18 protein-coding genes and 1 tRNA gene are annotated in these 16,072 nt (G+C 71.5%); 5 read left to right on the forward strand and 14 right to left on the reverse strand.

Annotation, left to right across the window (positions count from 1 at the left end; genetic code table 11):
* Nucleotides 1–3 precede the first annotated feature (3 nt).
* From OVN18_RS03185 to OVN18_RS03200, 4 genes are all read right to left on the reverse strand, one after another.
* On the reverse strand, nucleotides 4–1,497 hold the full coding sequence (locus tag OVN18_RS03185; protein ID WP_267781862.1) for a sensor histidine kinase: 1,494 nt from the start codon (nucleotides 1,495–1,497) through the stop codon (nucleotides 4–6).
* Nucleotides 1,494–2,249 carry a response regulator transcription factor gene (locus tag OVN18_RS03190; RefSeq protein ID WP_267738128.1) on the reverse strand — a complete coding sequence of 252 codons (756 nt, stop codon included), beginning with the start codon at nucleotides 2,247–2,249 and terminating at the stop codon, nucleotides 1,494–1,496. Before OVN18_RS03190 ends, OVN18_RS03185 begins: the two co-directional genes overlap by 4 nt.
* 336 nt (nucleotides 2,250–2,585) lie before the next feature.
* Nucleotides 2,586–3,239 (reverse strand): DUF998 domain-containing protein, encoded by a 654-nt coding sequence (locus OVN18_RS03195; RefSeq protein ID WP_267781864.1) that lies wholly within the window; start codon nucleotides 3,237–3,239, stop codon nucleotides 2,586–2,588.
* Between the two features lie 39 nt (nucleotides 3,240–3,278).
* Nucleotides 3,279–3,989, reverse strand: coding sequence for a Pr6Pr family membrane protein (locus tag OVN18_RS03200; RefSeq protein ID WP_267781866.1), 711 nt, complete (start codon nucleotides 3,987–3,989; stop codon nucleotides 3,279–3,281).
* 161 nt (nucleotides 3,990–4,150) lie between these two features.
* Here OVN18_RS03200 and OVN18_RS03205 point away from each other — a divergent pair, with 161 nt between their 5' ends.
* Nucleotides 4,151–5,116 (forward strand): NADP-dependent oxidoreductase, encoded by a 966-nt coding sequence (locus tag OVN18_RS03205; RefSeq protein WP_324287793.1) that lies wholly within the window; start codon nucleotides 4,151–4,153, stop codon nucleotides 5,114–5,116.
* A 110-nt stretch (nucleotides 5,117–5,226) separates the two neighbouring features.
* Here the strand turns inward: OVN18_RS03205 and rplA are convergent, their stop codons facing one another.
* The 5 genes from rplA to OVN18_RS03230 form a co-directional block, all read right to left on the reverse strand.
* Entirely contained in the window at nucleotides 5,227–5,916 is a 690-nt protein-coding gene (gene rplA / locus OVN18_RS03210) for a 50S ribosomal protein L1 (RefSeq protein ID WP_267738131.1), read from the reverse strand.
* A gap of 83 nt (nucleotides 5,917–5,999) precedes the next feature.
* Nucleotides 6,000–6,428: a 50S ribosomal protein L11 gene (gene rplK / locus OVN18_RS03215; protein ID WP_168916458.1), complete on the reverse strand. Its 429-nt coding sequence runs from the start codon at nucleotides 6,426–6,428 to the stop codon at nucleotides 6,000–6,002.
* A gap of 154 nt (nucleotides 6,429–6,582) precedes the next feature.
* Nucleotides 6,583–7,527 (reverse strand): transcription termination/antitermination protein NusG, encoded by a 945-nt coding sequence (nusG, locus tag OVN18_RS03220; RefSeq protein WP_267738134.1) that lies wholly within the window; start codon nucleotides 7,525–7,527, stop codon nucleotides 6,583–6,585.
* Between the two features lie 55 nt (nucleotides 7,528–7,582).
* Entirely contained in the window at nucleotides 7,583–7,870 is a 288-nt protein-coding gene (secE, locus tag OVN18_RS03225) for a preprotein translocase subunit SecE (protein WP_267738135.1), read from the reverse strand.
* Nucleotides 7,871–7,979: 109 nt separating this feature from the next.
* Nucleotides 7,980–8,052: transfer RNA gene (locus tag OVN18_RS03230), tRNA-Trp, on the reverse strand.
* Between the two features lie 186 nt (nucleotides 8,053–8,238).
* Here OVN18_RS03230 and OVN18_RS03235 point away from each other — a divergent pair.
* Complete coding sequence (locus OVN18_RS03235) at nucleotides 8,239–9,450, forward strand: pyridoxal phosphate-dependent aminotransferase (protein WP_267781867.1); 1,212 nt, start codon at nucleotides 8,239–8,241, stop codon at nucleotides 9,448–9,450.
* An 88-nt stretch (nucleotides 9,451–9,538) separates the two neighbouring features.
* Here the strand turns inward: OVN18_RS03235 and OVN18_RS03240 are convergent, their stop codons facing one another.
* The gene (locus tag OVN18_RS03240; RefSeq protein ID WP_267781868.1) at nucleotides 9,539–9,889 is read right to left on the reverse strand and encodes a histone-like nucleoid-structuring protein Lsr2; all 351 of its coding nucleotides are present in this window, start codon (nucleotides 9,887–9,889) and stop codon (nucleotides 9,539–9,541) included.
* A 296-nt stretch (nucleotides 9,890–10,185) separates the two neighbouring features.
* Here OVN18_RS03240 and OVN18_RS03245 point away from each other — a divergent pair, with 296 nt between their 5' ends.
* Together OVN18_RS03245 and OVN18_RS03250 are read left to right on the forward strand one after the other, a co-directional pair.
* A complete protein-coding gene (locus tag OVN18_RS03245) occupies nucleotides 10,186–11,064 on the forward strand; it encodes an ABC transporter ATP-binding protein (RefSeq protein WP_267781870.1) in 879 nt (292 codons plus the stop codon).
* Nucleotides 11,061–11,912 (forward strand): ABC transporter permease, encoded by an 852-nt coding sequence (locus OVN18_RS03250; RefSeq protein ID WP_267781871.1) that lies wholly within the window; start codon nucleotides 11,061–11,063, stop codon nucleotides 11,910–11,912. Before OVN18_RS03245 ends, OVN18_RS03250 begins: the two co-directional genes overlap by 4 nt.
* Before the next feature lie 22 nt (nucleotides 11,913–11,934).
* Here OVN18_RS03250 and OVN18_RS03255 read toward each other — a convergent pair whose 3' ends face one another.
* From OVN18_RS03255 to OVN18_RS03270, 4 genes are read right to left on the reverse strand one after another with little or no spacing between them, the layout of a single operon-like run.
* Entirely contained in the window at nucleotides 11,935–13,053 is a 1,119-nt protein-coding gene (locus OVN18_RS03255; protein WP_267781873.1) for a UDP-N-acetylmuramate dehydrogenase, read from the reverse strand.
* Between the two features lie 44 nt (nucleotides 13,054–13,097).
* The gene (locus OVN18_RS03260; protein WP_267781875.1) at nucleotides 13,098–13,508 is read right to left on the reverse strand and encodes a MaoC/PaaZ C-terminal domain-containing protein; all 411 of its coding nucleotides are present in this window, start codon (nucleotides 13,506–13,508) and stop codon (nucleotides 13,098–13,100) included.
* Nucleotides 13,508–13,957 carry an FAS1-like dehydratase domain-containing protein gene (locus OVN18_RS03265; protein WP_267781877.1) on the reverse strand — a complete coding sequence of 150 codons (450 nt, stop codon included), beginning with the start codon at nucleotides 13,955–13,957 and terminating at the stop codon, nucleotides 13,508–13,510. Before OVN18_RS03265 ends, OVN18_RS03260 begins: the two co-directional genes overlap by 1 nt.
* Before the next feature lie 40 nt (nucleotides 13,958–13,997).
* Nucleotides 13,998–14,882, reverse strand: a complete 885-nt coding sequence (locus tag OVN18_RS03270) for an aminoglycoside phosphotransferase/kinase family protein (protein WP_267781879.1) — start codon at nucleotides 14,880–14,882, stop codon at nucleotides 13,998–14,000.
* A gap of 464 nt (nucleotides 14,883–15,346) precedes the next feature.
* Between OVN18_RS03270 and OVN18_RS03275 the strand changes: the two genes are divergently transcribed.
* A complete protein-coding gene (locus OVN18_RS03275; RefSeq protein WP_267781880.1) occupies nucleotides 15,347–16,057 on the forward strand; it encodes a hypothetical protein in 711 nt (236 codons plus the stop codon).
* Nucleotides 16,058–16,072: the final 15 nt, after the last annotated feature.

A 16,072-nucleotide genomic window follows, 5' to 3' on the forward strand; every position in this document is an offset into this window, starting at 1 on the left:
AGCCTAGCCCGCGGTGCTGGGCGGGGCGCCCAGCCCGGCCGCGGACTCCGGGCTCGGCGGTACCGGGGGCGCGGGATCCTCGCGCGGGAGGGAGATGCGGAACACCGTCTCCCCCGGCCGCGAGGCGACCGTCACCTCCCCGCGATGGGCCGCCACGACGCCCGCGACGATCGCCAGCCCGAGCCCGGTCGAGCCGGTCGCGCGCGAGCGCGAGGTGTCGGCACGGGCGAAGCGCTCGAACAGCACGGGCATGATCTCGGGCGGGATGCCCGGACCGGTGTCGGTGATGGTGACCAGGGCGCGCCCCTCGAGCGACCCGAGCGCCGCGGTGACGCGGGTTCCGGGGGGCGTGTGCACCCGCGCGTTCGCCAGCAGGTTCGCGACCACCTGATGCAGTCGGTTCTGGTCGCCGGTGACGATCACCGGCGTCTCGGGCACCCGCACCTCCCACTCGTGCTCGCTGCTCGTGGCCCGCGCATCCGCGACCGCGTCGACGAGCACCCGACCGAGGTCGACGGGATCGCGGCGCAGGGCGCTGCCCTCGTCGAGCCGGGCGAGCAGCAGCAGGTCCTCGACGAGAGCGGTCATCCGCACCGATTCGGACTCGATGCGGCTGAGCGCGTGGCGGATGTCGTCGGGCAGGTCGTGCCCGCTGCGCCGCGTGAGCTCGGAGTACCCGCGGATGGCGGCGAGCGGCGTGCGCAGCTCGTGGCTCGCATCGGCGACGAAGCGCCGCACCTTCTGCTCGCTGGCCTGCCGGGCGTCGAACGCCGACTGCACGTGCTCGAGCATGCGCCGGAACGCCCCGCCCAGCTGCCCGACCTCGGTATCGGGGTCGGTCGGCAGCTCGGGGATGCGCTCGGCGAGCGCGACCGTGCCACGGTCGAGAGGCAGCGTGGCGACCTCGGAGGCCGTCTGGCGGATGCGGCGCAAGGGACGGAGCCCCACCTTGACCACCTCGCGGCCCAGCACGGCGGCGACGACGAGCGTGCCCACGAGCACCGCGGAGATGACGGCGCCGAGACGGGCGATCGTGATCGTGACGTCGCGGGTGGAGAGGCCGACGACGAGCGCGGAGTCGTCGGCGAGCGGCACGGCGAGCACGCGGAACTCGCCGAGCCCTCCGGGGAACCGGAGCGTGCGGGGCGATTCGAGCACGGTGCCGGTGAGCACCTCCAGCTGCCCGCGCGTGAGCGGCCGCTCGCGCAGATCGCTGTCGAGGTACGCCGCGCTCGCCCTGCCGCCGGAGGCGACGACGCCGATGAGCGTCTCGACGGGGATGCCGCGGCCATCGAAGCCGAAGACCTCGTCGCCCGGGGCGCCCGAGGCGACCTGCTGAACGCGCTGGGCGGTGTCGCGCAGCTCCTGATCGAGCTGATCGATGAGGTTGGCCCGCAGGAACACGACGCTGAGCACCCCGATGCCGAGGGTGGCGAAGGCGAGGAGGGCGAGGACGCCGGCGATCAGTCGTTGCTGCAGCGACCAGCCGTCGATCATCCCGCGGCCGGCTTGATGAGGTACCCGACCCCGCGCACGGTGTGGATCATGGGCGGGCCGAGCGTGTCGATCTTCTTGCGCAGGTACGAGATGTAGATCTCGACGATGCTCGAGCGGCCGCCGAAGTCGTAGCTCCACACCCGGTCGAGGATCTGCGCCTTGCTGAGCACGCGGCGCGGGTTGCGCATGAGGTACCGCAGCAGCTCGAACTCGGTGGCGGTGAGCTCGACCTCCGTCTCGCCGCGGCGCACCTCGTAGCTCTCCTCGTTGAGCACGAGATCGCCGACGTGCAGCTCGGGGTCGGGGCGCTCGCTGATCACCATGGCGCTGCGGCGGATGAGCCCGCGCAGGCGGGCCACGAGCTCCTCGAGGCTGAACGGCTTGGTGACGTAGTCGTCGCCGCCGGCGGTGAGACCGACGACGCGGTCGTCGACGGAGTCCTTCGCCGTGAGGAACAGCACGGGCACGTCCCGACCGTCGGTTCGCATGCGGCGCAGCACCTCGAGGCCGTCGATGTCGGGGAGCATGATGTCGAGCACGACGACGTCGGGAGCGAACTCTCGGCCGTGCTGCAGGGCGTCCTGCCCGGTGAGGGCCGTGCGCACCTCCCACCCCTCGTACCGCAGGGCCATCGACACGAGGTCGGCGAGCGAGGGCTCGTCATCCACGACGAGAGCCCGGATGGGCGAACCGTCGGCGTGGGTCAGTCGAGCGGTGGCGGTGGGGTCGAGAGACGCGTCGGCGGCGGGCATGCCTCAATTGTCCCCGCGAACCTATGCGCTGGCTTTGAGGCCACCCGACGTCGGCTCAGCGCAGCTGATCGGCCTCGGCCTCGGTGAGCGGCCGGGAGGGGCCGGCGATGAGGGACATGAGGCCCACGAAGGCGGCGATCGTCGCGACGATGACGAGGGGGATGGTGATCTCCATGATGACTCCCGGGGGTCGAGTCGATCAGAGCGGCACGATTCGGGCCGTGTCCGCACTGTGGGGGACTCTGTTGCCCCCCCCACGGTCGAGTGTCCCCCTTAATGCGGACACGCGCGTCCCCCCGTTCGCGGGGGTACACCACGAGTCCTCCATGTGGGGGACTACGCGGGCGTGGCCGAGCCTCCTGAGGCATCGGGCCCGGAGCGCACCGCCACGACGAGGCGGGCGAACCGCACGAGGCCGAAGATGACGAGCCAGCCGATGCCGATCGATGTCGCGACGAGCTCGAGATGACTGCCGAAGCGGTCGTTCCACCGCAGCAGGGACAGGAGACCGCCGATGCCCGCCACGACCGCCACCGAGACGGCCGCCGAGAGCGACAGCCGCGACAGCAGGCGGTGCCCCGGCGCGAAGGCCACCTGCAGCATCGCCCATGCGGCGGCCGCGAAGGCGATGACCGCCGACAGGGTGTGCACGAAGTCCTGCACCGTGAACGTCGGCCCGACGGGGAGCGGGCAGCCCGCCGTGCACGGCACCTGCGAGGCGACGAGGAATCCCGCGCAGGCGACCACGAGGCTCGCGGCGGGGCGACCGGCGCGCAGGCCGGGCGTGCGGCTGCGCAGGTCGCGCACCGCCCAGGCGATGAGCACGCCGCCCGCGACGAGCAGCAGCAGAGCGACCTCGAACGCGAGCGCGGTGGGCTCGCCATCGGCTCCGAGCTCGCTCACGTAGAGCTCGCGCGGCACCGTCAGGCGCGCCGCCCAGATGACGACGAGGGATGCCAGCACGAGGCCCGCGCCGAGGAGGGCCAGCACGGCATCGCGTCGCGGTGCCGGGATGCTCGGGACCACGGGTCAGCGGGCTCGCGCCGGGCGGCGCTCGGCCGGAGCATCCCCCCGGTCGCCCTGCCCGAGGCGCGACCGTGAGATGCGCACGACGCTGGCCCCGACGAGGCCGATGACGGCCGCGATGAGGATGACGTAGAACGAGACCGAGAGGTAGCCGTTGGCCGAGGTCTCGGGATTGAGGAAGGGGTACGGGTACCAGGCGCCGTCGAGCACCGAGTCGTACACGAGCGGGCCGCGCACGAGCGTGTAGACCGCCCAGACGAGCGGGAAGGAGACGATCGCGATGATGGCGCGCCATTCGAGCGGTCGCCGGCCGGGCCCGAACAGCCAGTCGACGAGCATGTAGAGCGGGCCCCACACGTGCAGGATCTCGTTCGACCAGTCGAGGGTGGCGCCCTGCGGGAGCTCGATGCCGCGCAGCAGCAGGTTGTAGACGATGCCCGTCGTCACCATGTAGGTCGTGACCGCCGCCCGCAGCACGATTAGCCAGGTCGGCGTGCGACCCAGCAGCGTGGCGCCGATCGCCATCGTCAGCACGACCACCGCGGCGGCGTTCGACTCGACGGTGAAGAAGCTGAAGAAGTTCGTCAGCCGGAACGCCGTGTCGGTGAGCCCCTCGCGCTGCCAGAACGCGAGCGAGGTGACGATCTGGCCGGCGATCGCGGCCCCGATCGCGAGCAGGGCGACCGCGCGCAGCGCGGAGAAGGTGAGAGTCACGGCGGCGTCCTTCGTCCAGTGCGGCGGTGCCGCTGAGGACGATGCTAAACGGCACTCCTGCGCGAGAGGAGGATTTCGTCGAACACTCGTGACGCGGGCGAAACACGCGAGCCGCTCGAGGACGATTGACTGGAGGCTCGCGATTCGAGGAGGGGTTGTCGATGGGGACGATGCAGGCGATGGTGGCGACGGGGCTCGGCGGGGTCGAGGTGCTCCGACCGGCCGAGGTTCCGATGCCGGTGCGGGCGAACGCCGAACTGATCGTCAAGGTGCTGGCGGCGAGCGTCAACCCGATCGATGCGAAGACCCGGTCGGGTCGCGGCGTCGCGGCGGCGATCGAGCGGTTCCCCGCGGTGCTCGGCTACGACTTCGCCGGCGTCGTCGTGGAATCGCCCTACGAGGCTCATCCGCTCACCCCCGGCACGCCCGTGTACGGCATGACGATGGTGCCGCGATTCGGCGGCAGCTACGCCGAGTACGTGACCGTGCCCGCGGCCTTCGCGGCCCCGAAGCCCCCCTCGATGAGCTTCGACGAGGCCGCTGCCCTGCCGCTCGCCGCGCTCACCGCCTGGGGCATGGTCGTCGACGTGGCGCGCGCGCACGAGGGGCAGCGGATGCTCATCCACGCCGGTGCCGGCGGCGTCGGGCACCTCGCGGTGCAGCTCGCCGCGTACTTCGGAGCCGAGGTCATCGCGACCTGCTCGACCGCGAACCTGTCGTTCGTGCGCGAGCTCGGCGCCGCTCGCGTCATCGACTACACCCAGCACCGCTTCGAGGAGGAGGTCTCGGGCGTCGACGTCGTCATCGACCTCATCGGCAACACTCATGACGGCACGGGCTCGCGATCGCTCGCCGCGATGCGGCCGGGCGGCCTGCTCGTCAACGCCCCCACGGGCAGCTGGCCGACGGTCATCGACGACGCCGCCGCGGCCGGGATGCGCGCCACCGGGTACAAGGTGACCCCGAGCGCCGCGACCCTCGCCGTCATGACGCGCATGATCGAGGCCGGAGACCTGCGGGTGCACGTCGACCGCGTCTTCCCCCTGGCCGAGGTCGCCGCCGCCCACACCCTCATCGAGGAGGGGCGCACCCGCGGCAAGCTCGTGCTGCACGTGGCCGACGCGTAGCGTCGGCCACTATCCGCCCAGCGCCGACGCCGACCGCCCGGGCACGACGAAGGCCCCGTCTCTCGACGGGGCCTTCGTGATGCTGCGGGTGCTGCTGGGCGCGCGCGGGCTCAGAGCGCGTTGACGTCGAGCGGGATGCCCGGGCCGAACGTGGTCGAGACGGTGCCCTTGTGCACGTAGCGGCCCTTCGAGCTCGACGGCTTGAGGCGCAGGACCTCGTCGAGCGCGGCGCGCAGGTTCTCGTTGAGCTGGTCCTCCGAGAACGCGGTCTTGCCGATGATGAAGTGCACGTTGGCGTGCTTGTCGACGCGGAACTCGATCTTGCCGCCCTTGATGTCGGTGACGGCCTTCGCCACATCGGGGGTGACGGTGCCGGTCTTCGGGTTGGGCATGAGGCCGCGGGGGCCGAGCACCTTGCCGAGTCGGCCGACCTGGCCCATGAGCTCGGGCGTCGAGACGGCCGAGTCGAAGGCGGTGTAGCCGCCGGCGACCTTCTCGATGAGCTCGGCGCCGCCGACCTCGTCGGCGCCCGCCGCGATGGCCGCCTCGGCCGCGGGGCCGGTGGCGAACACGATGACGCGGGCGGTCTTGCCGGTGCCGTGGGGCAGGTTGACGGTGCCGCGCACCATCTGGTCGGCCTTGCGCGGGTCGACGCCGAGCTTGAGCGCGACCTCGACGGTCGAGTCGAACTTCTTCGAACCGGTCTCACGGGCGACCGTGACGGCCTCCGTGGGGGTGTAGAACTTGCCGGCCTCGATCTTCTCGGCCGCGGCGCGGTACGCCTTGGACTTCTGTGCCATTTTCATGCTCCTGTGCTGAGTTCGCGGTGAATCGTGAGCCTGGCTGGCTCTCCCGCTGAGTGGAAAAGAGTGGGTGGCGCTGACTACTCGACCGTGATGCCCATCGACCGGGCGGTGCCGGCGATGATCTTCTCGGCCGCGGCGATGTCGTTCGCGTTGAGGTCGGCCTGCTTCTGCTCGGCGATGGCGCGCACCTGCTCCTTGGTGAGCTTCGCGACCTTGACGGTGTGCGGGGTCGACGACCCCTTCTGCACGCCGGCGGCCTTCTTGATGAGCTCGGCCGCGGGGGGCGTCTTGAGGATGAACGTGAACGAACGGTCCTCGTAGACCGTGATCTCCACCGGGATCACGTTGCCGCGCTGCGACTCGGTCGCGGCGTTGTAGGCCTTGCAGAACTCCATGATGTTCACGCCGTGCTGACCCAGAGCCGGACCGATCGGCGGCGCGGGGTTCGCCGCGCCGGCGTTGATCTGCAGCTTGATCAGGCCCGTGACCTTCTTCTTCGGTGCCATGTCGTCTTCCTTCGTGTCGTGCGGCATCCGCGGTGGATGCTGCGCTCCCGCCTGCTCGCCCGTTGCGAGCCGCGGTAGTGGTGAGGGGCCTCGAGGGCCCAGGGGAGTCTAGACCATGCGGCGACGAGCGCCGGTGGTCGGGATCGTGCGAGCGCTAGAGCTTGGTGACCTGGTCGAAGCTGAGCTCGACCGGGGTCTCGCGCTCGAACAGCGAGACCAGCACGATGAGCTTGCCGCTCTCGGGCTTGATCTCGTTGATCGTGCCGGGGAGCCCGGCGAACGAGCCCTCCTTGATGGTGATCGTCTCGCCGACCTCGAAGTCGATCTCGGCGGGGATCGACCGCTGCTGCTGGCCGCCGCCGCTCTTGCCGGCGCCCGCCTTGGCCGGGGCCTCGGCGATCTGCACGGTCGACTTGAGCATGTTGAAGGCCTCGTCGAAGCGCAGCGGCGTCGGGTTGTGGGCGTTGCCCACGAAGCCGGTGACGCCGGGCGTGTGGCGCACGACCGACCAGCTGTCCTCATCGAGGTCCATGCGCACGAGCACGTAGCTGGGGATGCGCACGCGGTTGACGAGCTTGCGCTGGCCGTTCTTGATCTCGACGACGTCCTCCATGGGGACCTGCACCTCGTGGATGCCCTCCTCCATGTTCATGGAGATGCGTCGGTTCTCGATGTTCTGCTTCACGCGCTTCTCGAAGCCGGCGTAGGAGTGGATGACGTACCACTTGCCCGGCTTCATGCGGAGCTCCATCTTGAACTCCTCGTAGGGGTCGACCTCGACCTCCTCCGCCTCCTCGGCGTCGAGCTCCGACTCGTCGTCGGTGGCTTCGGCGGCGGCATCGGCCTCGGCGGCCGAGTCGATGTCGAGCGCATCGTCGACGACGGCGTCGGCTTCGGGGTCGGCGGCCGTCTCGAGCGCGTCGAGCAGGCCCTCGAGATCGGGCTCCTCGTCGTCGACGACGTGCATCGCGGTGTGCTCGGCGGCGTCGGCGCCGTGGGCGTCGACCTCGAGCGAGTTGCCCTCCTGGGCCTCGTCCTCCTCGGACGACTGCTCGGCGGCGGTCGCGAGATCGATGTCGCGGCGGTGATCCTCAGACACGGGGTTCTTCTTTCGATTGGGAGCGGTGACGGGAGGCGTGCGGTGGGCGGGGGCGCTAACCCCCGGTGACCGCCGTGCCGTCGCCGAAGACGTAGGAGACGACCCACCCGAAGAGCAGGTCGAGACCGCTGACGAGCGCCATCATGATGACCACGAAGACGAGCACGAGCAGGGTGTAGTTGATGAGCTCGCGCCGGGTCGGCGTGACGACCTTGCTGAGCTCGTTGATGACCTGGCGCAGGAACAGCGCGATGCGGCCGAACGGCCCGCGCTTCTCGGCGCGGTCCTTCTTCGCCTTGGCGACGATGTCCTCGTTCGGATCGTCGATCACATTCCTGGCCACGTTCGCACTACCTTCCACCAGCGGGTACCGGATCGTCATCCGGCCGTAACAGCGAACCCGGGGCGCCCCCCACCGTGTGGTGGGAAGTCGCCCCGAGCCGATGCATGTGCAGGGCGGACAGGACTCGAACCTGCAACCTGCGGTTTTGGAGACCGCTGCTCTACCAATTGAGCCACCGCCCTCGGCGGGGTCGAACCCCTGCCGGCCTCCGACGGCCCGGCCGCCATCCGGTGGTGAGACCAGGAGCGGACGAACGGCGCGACGAAGCTTGGCAGAGTTCAACTACCGCCCTCAGTGTAGGTGACGCCGATGGGCGAGTCCAACCGGGCCCCGGCGATGAGGGGATGCCCGTCGCTAGACTCGGCCGCGTGACCGCCGACTCCTCCCGCATCTCCGCCCGCATCGCCGCGATCAGCGAATCCGCGACCCTCAAGGTCGACGCGAAAGCCAAGGCCCTGAAGGCCGCGGGGCGCCCCGTCATCTCCTACGCCGCCGGCGAGCCGGACTTCGCGACCCCCGACCACATCGTGGAGGCGGCGGTCGCGGCGGCGCGCGATCCGAGGAACCACCGGTACACGCCCGCCGCGGGCCTGCCCGAGCTGCGCGAGGCCGTCGCCGAGAAGACGCTGCGCGACTCCGGGCTCGAGGTCGCTCCCGGCCAGGTCATCATCACCAACGGCGGCAAGCACGCCGTCTTCCAGGCGGTCGCCACGATCATCGGCGAGGGCGACGAGATGCTGCTGCCCTCCCCCTTCTGGACGACCTACCCCGAGGTCGTCCGCCTCGCCGGCGGTGTGCCCGTCGAGGTCTTCGCCGGCAGCGACCAGGGCTACCTGGTGACCGTCGAGCAGCTCGAGGCGGCGCGCACCCCGCGCACGAAGGCGCTCATGTTCGTGAGCCCCTCGAACCCGACGGGGGCCGTCTACAGCGCCGAGCAGACGCGCGCCATCGGCGAGTGGGCCGCCGAGCACGGCATCTGGATCATCAGCGACGAGATCTACCAGGCGCTCACCTACGACGGCGAGCGGGCCGTGTCGATCGTCGAGGCGGTGCCCGAGCTCGCCGACCGCACCATCCTGGTGAACGGCGTCGCCAAGACCTACGCGATGACCGGCTGGCGGGTCGGGTGGATGGTCGGCCCGAAGGACGTCATCGCGGCCGCGTCGAACCTGCAGTCGCACCTGACCTCGAACGTCGCGAACGTCTCGCAGCGGGCCGCGCTCGCCGCGCTCACCGGGCCGCAGGACGCGGTGGCGACCATGCGCGAGGCCTTCGACCGGCGGCGGCGCGTCGCGGTCGCCGAGCTCAACCGCATCCCGGGCATGGTCACGCCGACCCCGACGGGCGCCTTCTACGTGTACCCCGATGTGACGGCGCTGCTGGGCCGCGAGTGGCACGGCGTGACGCCGACGAGCTCCCTCGAGCTCGCCGAGCTGCTGCTGGAGCAGGCGGAGGTCGCCGCCGTGCCGGGCGAGGCCTTCGGACCGAGCGGGTACCTGCGGTTCAGCTACGCCCTCGGCGACGCCGAGCTCCTGGAGGGCATCCAGCGCCTGCAGCGCTTCTTCGGCGTCGAGGCCTGAGCCCGACGGTCGATGCGCCGGTGATCCGACGCGCCGACGCCCCCGCGGCCGTGGCGGCGGGGGCGTCGGCGCGTCGCGATCGGATCGATCAGGCGTTCGCGGCGGCGTAGGCCTCGCGGATCTCGGTCGAGATGCGCCCGCGGTCGCCGACCGGGTGGCCGTTGGCCTGCGCCCACTCGCGGATCGCCTGGGTGTCGCCCGACCCGGAGGAGGCGCGCTTGCGGCTCGTCGAGCCCGCGGCGGCGGCACGGCGCGATCCTGCGCTGCGCGCCTTCGCCACGAAGGGTGCGAGAGCCTCGCGCAGCTTCTCGGCGTTCGCGGCGGTGAGGTCGAGCTCGTACTGCCGGCCCTCGTGCGCGAACGAGACGGTGCCGCCCTGCCCGTCGCCGATGATCGTGCCGTCGAGGTCGTCGACGAGTTCGGTGGTGATGCGCTTCATGATGACTCCCGGTATTCGATTGATCGATTCCTGAGCAGAATTATTCGGCTTTTCGCGGATGCTCCGACAAAGGCTTTCGTGACGCCATCCCGAGCGTTAGCGCGAGATTACTCCGAGTTACTGCGCTGGTGATTATGGCAGGAGTTTCTCGCCATTAGCGCACGAATTACCCACCGTTGCATTAGTGGATAAAACTCGCGGAATGGACGACGTCGGGCGGGCATCCCCCCCTCGACGCGACGACGCGCCGCGGCCCGATCGTTGCCCGCGCGCGGCGCGCGGAGGAGAGTAGGCGCATGACCCCTCCCGAGACCGTCGTCTCCGTGCACGAACTGACGAAGATCTACGGCAGCGTCGCCGCCGTCGACGGCGTGAGTTTCGAGATCGCCCGCGGGGAGACCTTCGCCCTTCTCGGCCCGAACGGCGCCGGCAAATCGACCACCATCGAGATACTCGAGGGCTATCGACGACGCACCGGGGGCGAGGTGAGGGTGCTCGGCGCCGACCCCTCGCACGCCGATCTGGCCTGGAAGGCGCGGCTCGGCATCGTGCTGCAGTCGAGCGGCGAGCAGGGGGCGGTGACCGTGCGCGAGCAGCTGAGCCACTTCGCGAGCCTCTACCCCCACCCGCGCGACGTCGACGAGGTCATCGCGGCGGTCGGGCTGGAGCACAAGGCGGGCGCCCTCATCCGCACGCTCTCCGGCGGTCAGCGCCGCCGGGTCGACGTCGGCGTCGGCATCATCGGCCGACCAGAGCTGCTGTTCCTCGACGAGCCGACGACCGGGTTCAACCCCGAGGCCCGACGGCAGTTCTGGGATCTCGTGCGCACGCTGCAGGACGAGGGCACGAGCATCCTGCTCACCACCCACTACCTCGACGAGGCCTCCCAGCTCAGCGATCGCGCCGGCATCATCGCCGCCGGCCGCATGGTCGGCATCGGTCCGGTCGGCGAGATCGGGGGGCGGGATGCGCGCACACCCATCGTGCGCTGGACGGAGCAGGGCGACGTGCGCGAGGAGCGAACCGACTCCCCCGCGGCCGTCGTCGCCCACCTGATCCAGCGGCTCGGCGGCGAGCCCGAGGGTCTGGAGGTCATCCGCCCCAGCCTCGAGGACGTCTACCTCGATCTGGTCGGGCGCGAGCACGCGGACGAGCTGAGCGGGGCGCCGTCGTGACCGCCGTGCGCCCGCCCGGGAGCACCGGTCTCGGCAACCCGGTCGCCCGCACGCTGCGCCTGGGGCTCGGCCGCATCCGCTACGAGGTGCGCGCGTACTTCCGCCTCGGCGACACCGTGTTCTTCACCTTCCTCTTCCCTGTCGTGATGCTTACGATCTTCTCCGTCTCGTTCAGCGAGGCGAGCTTCGGGCGCACGGCCGACGGCGAGGACGTCTCGGCCTCGTGGTTCTACCTGCCGGCCATGCTCGCCGCCGGGGTGCTGCTCTCGGGCATCCAGAACCTCGCCGTCGACATCGCCATGGAGAAGTCGGACGGCACCCTCAAGCGGCTCGCCGGCTCGCCCCTGCCGGTGGTCAGCTACTTCATCGGCAAGATCGGGCAGGCCTTCGTGACCGGCGCGCTGCAGGCGCTGCTGCTGCTCGGGCTCGGGTTCACCGTGTTCGGCGTGCCGCTGCCGCCCGCCGACCGCTGGGGCGTCTTCCTCGGCGTCTTCGTGTTCGGCGTGATCACGAGCGCCGTGCTCGGCATCGCCCTCAGCTCGGTGCCCCGGTCGGGCAAGAGCGCGACGGCCGTCGTCATCCCGATCACGCTCGTGCTGCAGTTCATCTCGGGCGTCTACCTGCGCTTCAGCGACCTGCCCGACTGGCTGCAGTCGATCGCCAACCTGTTCCCGCTCGCGTGGATGGCGCGGGGCATGCGCAGCGTGTTCCTGCCCGACGAGCTCGAGATGCTCGAGACGGGCGAGAGCTGGAACCTGCCCGGCGTCGCCATCGCGCTCGGCATCTGGCTCGTGCTGGGCATCGTGCTGAGCCGCGTGACGTTCCGCTGGATCAGGAAGGACGGCTGAGAGGGGCGCGGCCCGGGTCTCGCTACAGCTCGACCCCGATGAGCACCGGCTCGGGCTGCAGCACGACGCCGAACCGACCCATCACGCGCGTCTGGATGTACCGCGCCAGCTGCGCGAGCTCCTCCGCCGTCGCGCCGCCGGCGTTGACGAGCGCGAGCGTGTGCTTCTTCGAGACCATCGCGCGCGACCCCGGCAGGGCGAATCCGCGCGGGATGCCCGAGCGCTCGATCAGCCACGCCGCGCTGAGCTTCACGTGCCGGTCGATCGGGGGCGGCGGCGGCGCGGGCTCGGCGCCGAGCGGTACCGCGAGCGCCGGGGCCGGGGGCTCGACGGGGAACCGGGGCGCCTCGGCCGGCAGGCTGCGGGCGAACGACTCGGAGACGATCGGGTTGGTGAAGAAGGATCCGGCGCTCACGGAGCAGGGATCGTCGGGGTCGAGCACCATGCCCTTGCCCGCGCGCAGGGCGAGCACGGCGGCGCGCACGCCGACGAGCGGGGCGCGGGCGCCGGCATCCACCCCGAGAGCGTCGGCGAGCTGGCCGTAGCGCACGGGCATGCCGAGCCCGCCCGCGTTCTGCTCGAGGGCGATGTCGACGCTGAGCACGACGCTGCGGCGCTCGAACTTCAGGATGCTCGAGCGGTAGCCGAGGCGTAGCGCGGGAGCGGGCAGGCGCACGCGCTCACCGGTCTCGTCGTCGAGCACCTCGACGGCGATGAGGCTCTCGGCCATCTCCTGGCCGTAGGCGCCGATGTTCTGGATGGGGGCGGCCCCCGTCGATCCCGGGATGCCCGACATCGCCTCGAGCCCCGCCCAGCCCTGGCGCACCGTGTGCTCGACCAGGGCATCCCACGGCTCGCCCGCCTGCACGCGCAGACGCACCGGTCGTCGGGATCCCGCAGCGTCGGGCAGGCGCTCGATGCCGCGCGTGCCGATGCGCACGACCGTGCCGTCGAAGCCCTCGTCGCCGATCACCACGTTGGAGCCGCCGCCGAGCACGAGCCACGGCTCGTCCGCCGCCTGCGCCTCGAGCACCGCGGCGATGACCTGCTCGGTCGTCGTCGCCTCGACCAGTCGCGCGGCCGGCCCGCCGATGCGCAGGGTCGTCAGAGCGGCGAGGGGAGCGTTCGCGGTGGTGTCCATGGAGGTCTCGGGCATCGGGGGGGGGGGGGGGGGGCTCCGCCGCGTCAGAGCGCGGTGACGCGCACCTGCGCCTTGCCGAGCACGGTGCCGCCCGCGGCGCTCACCGTGAGATCGATGCGGGCGCCGGCCTCGTCGACGGCGCCGACGGTCGCCGTCACCGCGACGGTCGCGCCCTCGGTGGGGTCGACGACGACGGGGCGGGTGAAGCGCACGCCGTAGCCGCTCACCCAGCCGCGGCCGTCGAGCCAGTCGACGACGGGCTGCACGGCGAGCCCCATCGTGAGCATGCCGTGGGCGAGCACACCGGGAAGACCGACGGAGGCCGCGACGTCATCGCGGTAGTGGATGGGGTTGAAGTCGCCGCTCGCTCCGGCGTAGCGCACGAGCGAGCCGCGGTCGATGACGTACTCGCGCTCGGCCACGACCTGGCCGACCTCGATCTCGGGGAGGGCCATCAGGCGTCATCCCCTCGCACGACGAGCGTGGACACGGCGGTCACCACGGGCGCGCCCGCGGAGTCGACGATCGTCGACTCGGCGGTGACCATGCTGTTGCCGCCGAGGCTCTTGACGCTCGTGACGCGCAGCGTGGCGGTGAGCTCGTCGCCGGCCACGACGGGCCGCGCGTAGTCGAAGCGCTGCTCGCCGTGAACGACGCGGCTGAAGTCGATGCCGCCGTCGGGCTCGGCCAGCAGCTGCGCGAGCGTCGCCTCCTGCACGACGACCGGGAAGGTCGGCGGGGCGACGACGTCGCTGAAGCCGGCGGCGCGCGCCGCGGCGAGGTCGTGGTGGATGGGCGCCGTGGCGAGCACGGCGCGGGCGAACTCGCGCACCTTCTCGCGCCCCACGAGGTAGGGCGCCGTCGGCGGGAACTCGCGCTCGGTCAGAAGAGGGTTCACGGGCACCGCCCCAGTCTAGGGCGGGCCGTCCGGCGGCAGGCGGGCCTCAGTAGAGGGTCTCGCCCAGCAGACGGTCGAGCATCTCGCGGCCGACCGCGGCGAAGGAGGCGTCACCGTGCTCGCGCGCCCAGACGATCGTGGCGACCGAGTTCGCGCCGTGGAAGGCGTGGAGCACGGCGCGGTCGCGGTCGTCGGGGCGCCGACCGTATCCCTCGAGGAAGGCCTCGCGCAGGCCGGGGGCGTCGAGCCACTCCCGCTGCTCCAGACGGAACAGGTCGACCGCCCACGGGTCGAACTCGACCGCCCCGAAGTCGATGAGGCGCACGTGATCGTCGGGGCCGAGCATCCAGTTGCGCGTCGTGTTGTCGCGATGAGCGGGAACGTGCGGCAGGGGCCCGAGGTCGAGGGCGGTCGCGGTCACGCGTCGCGCGGCCGCGATCTCGGCCTCGGTGACGGCGCCGTCGGCGCGGGCCGCCCAGTACTCGAACTTCGCGATGAGGGCATCGCCGAAGTGGTCGTTGACGACGGCCGGCGTCGACTCGTGCAGGCGCCGCAGCACCTCGCCCGCGCGCCGGTGGACAGCCGGATCGTGGGCCGCATCAGTGCCGTCGACCATGACCCCGGGCACCTTGCTCAGCACGAGCAGGTGGAGTCGGTCGTCGCTCGCCACGAGCTGAGGGGCATCGCCGCCGAGGGCGGGCACGTAGAGCTGCATCGCCTGCAGCTCGCGCTGGTAGTTGCGCTCGGTGCGCTGCCACTTCACCATGCTGCGCTCGTCGTGCCGCGTGCGCACCTCGAGGACGCGCGATTCGCCGTGCGGCCACGACAGGTCGGCGACGACCTCGAGCGGGCCGAGCACGCGCGAGACGCGATCGAGGACCTCGGCGTCGGAGGCGAGCTCCTCGGTCACCGCGTCAGGGGTTCGGTACACGAGAGCTCCTCCTCGACGGATGGGCGGGGCAGTGGCGGGGCGGTGGCGGGACGCAGCGGGCGGAGGACGGCGAAAGCCCCGGATGACCGTCTGCGGTCGTCCGGGGCTTTCGCTCGATCGGCGGGAGTCGATGCCTACTGGCAGCTCTCGCACTGGAGCATGTCCATCGGGTCGACGGGAACCGCGTAGCCGCCGATGGTCTCGTTGTCGTTGTCCATGGCGGACCTCCTTCGTCGTGATGCTGTGGTGATGCGTGGTCTGGGGTTCACCGGCTGTTCGTCGGTGGAGTCACACTATATAACGGGAATGACAGAGGTGTCATTCCCCTACATCTAGTGTTTTCGGCGTGTCGCGCATGTTCTCAGGGATGCTCGATCGAGGCCGCGCGGAGCCCCGCGGCGTGTCGCGCTCCCGCTGCCCCCGCCGTAGCCTGGAGCCCTGCCCGCCCGAGACCGAAGGTCGTCATGCGCATCTGGGAAACCCGCGCCGCTCGAGCCGCCCGCGCGGCGCTCGGAGCGCTCGTCGGGCGCTCGGCCCGCCCGCACGCCTCGGCCCCCTCGAACGACGCCGAGGCCGACCGCGCACCCGGGAGCACCTCGCCCGAGGGCGAGCGCACCGACGAGGACTTCGAGCAGCTCGTGCAGGAGGGCACGCTCGTGGCACTGTCGGCCGTGCGCCTCGCGACGAAGAACGGCCTCATCCTTTCGACGCTGCGCGACCGCACCCCCTGGCAGGAGGAGGCCGCCGTCGCGATCGCGCGCCGCGCGCTGCTGAGCCTGATCGACGAGCTCGAGGCCGACGCCGACCGCATCGAGATCGACGCCCGGTCGGCCGCGACCGCCGCCCGGGCCGCCCGGGTCGCGAGCGTCTCCTCCCCCGGCTCCCGGCGCTCGCGCACCGAGCGCACCCGGCTGCGCGACGAGGTGAAGAGGCTCGACGCCCGCGAGCGGTCGATGCGCGGCGTCGTCGCGCGCCTGCGGGCGACGGCGGACGACGAGGCCCTGCGCCACGAGGTGGTGCTGAGAGCGCGGGACGACGCGCTCCACGAGCTCGTGCAGGCGCGCCTCATCCCGCGCGGCCCGGCGATCGCCCTCTCGGCCGAGGCGGAGCGCGAGGCGATCGCCGGCGTCAAGGCCGACCTCGCCCGGCTTCTCGAGGATCACGAGGGCTACTGAGGCGGGCGGCGCGCC

This window comes from Microcella daejeonensis (assembly GCF_026625045.1).
Taxonomy (GTDB): Bacteria; Actinomycetota; Actinomycetes; order Actinomycetales; family Microbacteriaceae; genus Microcella; species Microcella daejeonensis.

What these genes read in the sequence shown, in the direction of transcription:
- OVN18_RS03185 (WP_267781862.1), bottom strand. Translation starts at nt 1,497, where the DNA reads ATGATCGACGGCTGGTCGCTGCAGCAACGACTGATCGCCGGCGTCCTC.
- OVN18_RS03190 (WP_267738128.1), bottom strand. Translation starts at nt 2,249, where the DNA reads ATGCCCGCCGCCGACGCGTCTCTCGACCCCACCGCCACCGCTCGACTG.
- OVN18_RS03205 (WP_324287793.1), top strand. Translation starts at nt 4,151, where the DNA reads ATGGGGACGATGCAGGCGATGGTGGCGACGGGGCTCGGCGGGGTCGAG.
- rplA (WP_267738131.1), bottom strand. Translation starts at nt 5,916, where the DNA reads ATGGCACAGAAGTCCAAGGCGTACCGCGCCGCGGCCGAGAAGATCGAG.
- rplK (WP_168916458.1), bottom strand. Translation starts at nt 6,428, where the DNA reads ATGGCACCGAAGAAGAAGGTCACGGGCCTGATCAAGCTGCAGATCAAC.
- OVN18_RS03240 (WP_267781868.1), bottom strand. Translation starts at nt 9,889, where the DNA reads ATGAAGCGCATCACCACCGAACTCGTCGACGACCTCGACGGCACGATC.
- OVN18_RS03245 (WP_267781870.1), top strand. Translation starts at nt 10,186, where the DNA reads ATGACCCCTCCCGAGACCGTCGTCTCCGTGCACGAACTGACGAAGATC.
- OVN18_RS03255 (WP_267781873.1), bottom strand. Translation starts at nt 13,053, where the DNA reads ATGGACACCACCGCGAACGCTCCCCTCGCCGCTCTGACGACCCTGCGC.
- OVN18_RS03260 (WP_267781875.1), bottom strand. Translation starts at nt 13,508, where the DNA reads ATGGCCCTCCCCGAGATCGAGGTCGGCCAGGTCGTGGCCGAGCGCGAG.
- OVN18_RS03275 (WP_267781880.1), top strand. Translation starts at nt 15,347, where the DNA reads ATGCGCATCTGGGAAACCCGCGCCGCTCGAGCCGCCCGCGCGGCGCTC.